This is a genomic window from Anaplasma phagocytophilum (genome assembly GCF_023476575.1).
Lineage (GTDB): Bacteria > Pseudomonadota > Alphaproteobacteria > Rickettsiales > Anaplasmataceae > Anaplasma > Anaplasma phagocytophilum_A.
The window spans coordinates 1-4055 of record NZ_JAHLEX010000098.1; the positions used below are offsets into that span (position 1 = coordinate 1).

Genomic DNA, 4055 nt, shown 5'->3' on the forward strand with positions numbered 1-4055 from the left:
GTAAACCTACATAAAACTTAGACTTGGGCGCAGTAGGAGTAGCGTATAACGGGTCGCTACTAGCACTACTACTTTGAGTAGAGGTATCGTTCTGAGTACTTTTAGACATAACAGTTGTACCATTTGTTTGTGAAAAGAAGGGCGCCAGAAATCTGACTTTCTCGAAGGGATTAGACTTCTTAGAGGCAATAGACTTGTCCCCATCGTTCTTATAAGCACTAAGACTTACGTCCTTAGGGGCACCAGCATAGGTAGGTGAATTTTCTTCCGAAAGGTTTACAGAGCCGCTACTATGTGCAATAATGTCCTCGCAAATAGCATCGAGCTCTTGTTGCGATAAATTATTTGGCTCACTCTTAGCAAAGGACACATCCGGAGTATATTCTGAGTTTATGATAGTTGGATCTGAAGATATACTTTCACGGGAGGAATACGGAGCCAACGCTCGTGTTGAGTCATGTTCTGAACTTGTTTCATCGAGAAAGTTTTGGAAGTCCAATTCCTCTTCGTCCGAGATTAGGCTTTCATAAGAGGCATACGTGCTCAGTGTTAATATTGAGTCATGTTCTGAACTTACTTCCTCGAGAAAGACTTTTCGACGCTGTTTTTTTGGATCTTTTTCCTTGGGCTTTGATGAGAAAGCTTTACCAATTTTCCTTTCCGCAGAATGCATTAACGATATAAGTCTCTTACCTAAAGACGATCCATGTTTTTCATTTTCTATATCTTCCCCTCCAATAGCACTTTTTGGTACTAGCCCTGCTTCATACATAAATGGAACGCTATAGCCGGCAACTTCTTCAGGGGAATTACCAAGTGATTGAGAAACGTTTTCGGGAGAAGTTTCCGCAGAAGCATTAGATTGCAAGGTCTCACTTACTGGAGAACCAGCACCTACTTCTGCGGGAAAACTCTTCTTATTTTTCTTCTTAAAGATTTTTGTTAATTTTCCCATAAAAATAAATACTCTATTAAGTATCAAAAATTTTATTAATTTCTCAATAAAATGTCAAAAAATCTTAAGGATTTATCATATTATAATTTGTATACAGTGGGTAGATATGGAGGGTAGTGGTGTAATGGGTAATGGATAAAAAAATTGGATTTTTGCTACATTATTTTTTGTGGCATAAGGCTATTTTTAGAGCGATGCGGCCTGTGTTTTTGGAGAAAATATCTCTATAGTAGCGAGTTTCAGTAATAATTCACCTTTTATGTATTGGGTAACTCGAAGGTGCTGAGAGGTTTTGCTACTAGGAGGTAATGTTAATCTTGATATAATTCTGAAATATCCATAAAGTTGTGTGCAATTCTTGGAGTTTAACGTGCAGACTTGATAAAAGCATTGGCTTGGCAATGCTGATCACAACATGTGCCTTTATTGTTGGTATAAGAGGTACCTGGTTCTGTAATATATAATGGTTGCTAAATTGAGGTAGTTTTCAAGGATGTTTGCTTTAGGTTACAATCATGAAGGTTATATTAAGGTGTGTTATACACCAAGAGTGATAGTATCTATGCTAATATTGCATTGCGTGCTGAGTATCAAATGCAGGATTGTTCTTAATTTTTTACTTGAGTTGTAGTATCCTTACGCATAGAATTCACGTTCGTTCTTGGAGGTAGCTATGGCTGAAAGAGGGAATGACATACGGCCAGGTCAAGTTTTAGATCATAACGGTGCTCTGTACCTGGTTGTGAAGACTATGCATACACAGCCAGGTAAGGGTGGGGCATATATTCAGGCTGAGTTAAAAAATCTAAAAACTGGTGCTAAGTATCAGGAGAGGTTTCGTGCTGATGGATATGTAAACCGTGCCATTATAGAAGAAGTCAGTTTTCAGTATATTTTTGGGGATTCATCTTCGCTTACTTTGATGAATACTGAAAATTATGAGCAGATTTCTATACCCATAGAGATGCTAGGAGATAAAAGTGTATATCTTCAGGAGAATATGATACTAACTCTGCTTTTCCACAAAGGTCAGGTAATATCTGCTAAGGTGCCTGACTATGTTGTGCTTGAGGTTGTAGAAGCGGAGTCAGTTATCAAGGGGCAGACTGCTTCTTCATCATATAAGTCTGCAGTACTGGAAAATGGACGTCGTGTGAGTGTTCCGCCGTTTATAAAAGTTGGGGAAAAGATTGTGATTTACACTCCTGATGACACGTATTATGAGAGGGCAAAAGATTAAGTATGGTAGCTTTATTCTCGCCTATTGTAGGGGTTATGATCAATGCAGTGCGTAAGTCATCACGTGGCTTGGTGCGGGATTTTAATGAAATACGGTATTTGAAATCTTCTTATGTAGCTGCGAGTGAATTTACGCGTGCTGCTTATTCTAGGTCTAGTGCCATAATTTCTGAGGAGCTTAGTGCGTATAGGCAGGGGCTTGAGATTTTTTTTGAAGGCACGCGTGACCATCGGGAATTAGGTCCGATGTTCTGGTATGTAAGTACGATTGATAGTAGGACGAATTTCATGTGTGGTCTTCCGTATTTTGCTACGGCAGTCGCTTTGGTAAAGGACGAGGCGGTTATTGCAGCTGTTGTTGATGCCCCTATACTGCGTGAAACATATTATGCTGAAAAGGGCCATGGGACATTTGTTGAAAGTGTGCAGAGTAGATATGTAAGAATGTATGTAACAAAAAAAGAAAGCATAAATGCTTCAATGATCGACTTTACTGCAGGGTGCTCAAGAGTTAGGGGAATAGTTTCCGAACTTGCAACACAGCATGTTGTGTTGCGTTCTATGGGGTCGGTTGTTTTGGGGTTTTCATATCTTTGTGCGGGTTGTTATGATATGCTCGTGTACTCAGGATTACATGATTATAAGGCAGAGATAGGGAGGCTTTTCGTGGAGGAGAGTAAGGGTAGTGTTTCCATAAATAATGGTCTTTTTATAGCGAGTAACCTGTTTTTGAGAGACTTTATAGAGAAGAACATTACTGTAGAAGTGTAGTGAAGAATGTAACGGACTATCTGGTAGCGGAGGATGGAATGCGCCTGGATAGGTATGTGCGTTCTATTCTTCCTGGGGTACCTCAGGCTTTAGTTGAGAAGCTACTACGCAAGGGTGGAATTCGTCTTAATAATTCGAAGGCATTAGCGTCTTCGCGGGTGCAACGTGGCGATACAATTAGTATATTCAATGTTGATGGAATTTCCTCTAAGAGCAACGAAGCAAAGGAAGTACATGATGATTCCTTGCTTAGGCTTGTGCGTGACAATATTATTTATAAGGATGAAAATATCATTGCGATAAATAAGCCGGCAGGGGTAAACGTTCAAGGTGGTACAAAGGTCAGCATTAGTTTAAGTGACTTATTAAATAAGATCATTCCCGGAGAGCAGTTATACATTGTGCACAGATTAGATAGAGACACGAGTGGAGTATTAATAATTGTGAGGCGGCAGTCTGTAGCTAGAATTTTATCAGAAGAACTGCGCTTTCGGAGGGTGAGAAAGGAGTATCTTGCTGTTACAAAAGGCGTTCCGGCATCTAATAGAGGCGAGATAACTATGCCGATTTATTGTAAAAAGCAGACGGGGGAAGGAGAAACTCTTATTCCCAAAGAGGCTAAGACAGTTTTTTCAGTGTTGCGATCATGTAAAAATCATGCAGTTGTGTTATTATCTCCAATAACTGGCAGAAAGCACCAGCTAAGAATACATCTGTCTCAGTTCTGCTGTCCTATAATAGGCGATACAAAGTATTCTAAAAATGCTGAGGTACAACAGCGTAATTCATTGCATCTGCATGCTTTTCGTATTTCGCTTAAGCTTTTTGATCGAGAGATTGTTATAAAAGCTCCAGTCCCTGAATATATGGTAGTCACTATCAACGAGTTATTTGGCGACGCTACAGATGTATTGAGCTTTGCATGCGATTGACTATCGTTGAATGTATTTTAATGTACATCATTTAAGTTTTTAGTATATGAGCGACGATCTTATGGCTGCTAAGATTGTATTTTGTATGCTACTGAAGAATCAAAGTTAAATATTGACGGTTAGCTTAAGCAACACAAAAGCAGTCGTAGCAAAAATAT

Annotated in this window: 4 protein-coding genes; 3 read left to right on the forward strand and 1 reads right to left on the reverse strand. The window is 39.4% G+C overall.

The window, feature by feature from the left end; all coding sequences use genetic code 11:
- The coding region (locus tag KPX09_RS04565) for a hypothetical protein (protein WP_249549194.1) at positions 1 to 955 on the reverse strand (955 nt) is incomplete at its 3' end.
- 673 nt (positions 956 to 1628) lie between these two features.
- Between KPX09_RS04565 and efp the strand changes: the two genes are divergently transcribed.
- The 3 genes from efp to KPX09_RS04580 are packed head-to-tail and all read left to right on the forward strand — an operon-like array spanning position 1629 to position 3897.
- The gene (efp, locus tag KPX09_RS04570; protein ID WP_249549195.1) at positions 1629 to 2195 is read left to right on the forward strand and encodes an elongation factor P; all 567 of its coding nucleotides are present in this window, start codon (positions 1629 to 1631) and stop codon (positions 2193 to 2195) included.
- A gap of 2 nt (positions 2196 to 2197) precedes the next feature.
- Complete coding sequence (locus KPX09_RS04575; protein ID WP_249549196.1) at positions 2198 to 2965, forward strand: inositol monophosphatase family protein; 768 nt, start codon at positions 2198 to 2200, stop codon at positions 2963 to 2965.
- Between the two features lie 38 nt (positions 2966 to 3003).
- Entirely contained in the window at positions 3004 to 3897 is an 894-nt protein-coding gene (locus KPX09_RS04580; RefSeq protein ID WP_249549197.1) for an RluA family pseudouridine synthase, read from the forward strand.
- The last annotated feature ends 158 nt before the right edge of the window (positions 3898 to 4055 follow it).

What these genes read in the sequence shown, in the direction of transcription:
- efp (WP_249549195.1), top strand. Translation starts at nt 1,629, where the DNA reads ATGGCTGAAAGAGGGAATGACATACGGCCAGGTCAAGTTTTAGATCAT.
- KPX09_RS04575 (WP_249549196.1), top strand. Translation starts at nt 2,198, where the DNA reads ATGGTAGCTTTATTCTCGCCTATTGTAGGGGTTATGATCAATGCAGTG.
- KPX09_RS04580 (WP_249549197.1), top strand. Translation starts at nt 3,004, where the DNA reads ATGCGCCTGGATAGGTATGTGCGTTCTATTCTTCCTGGGGTACCTCAG.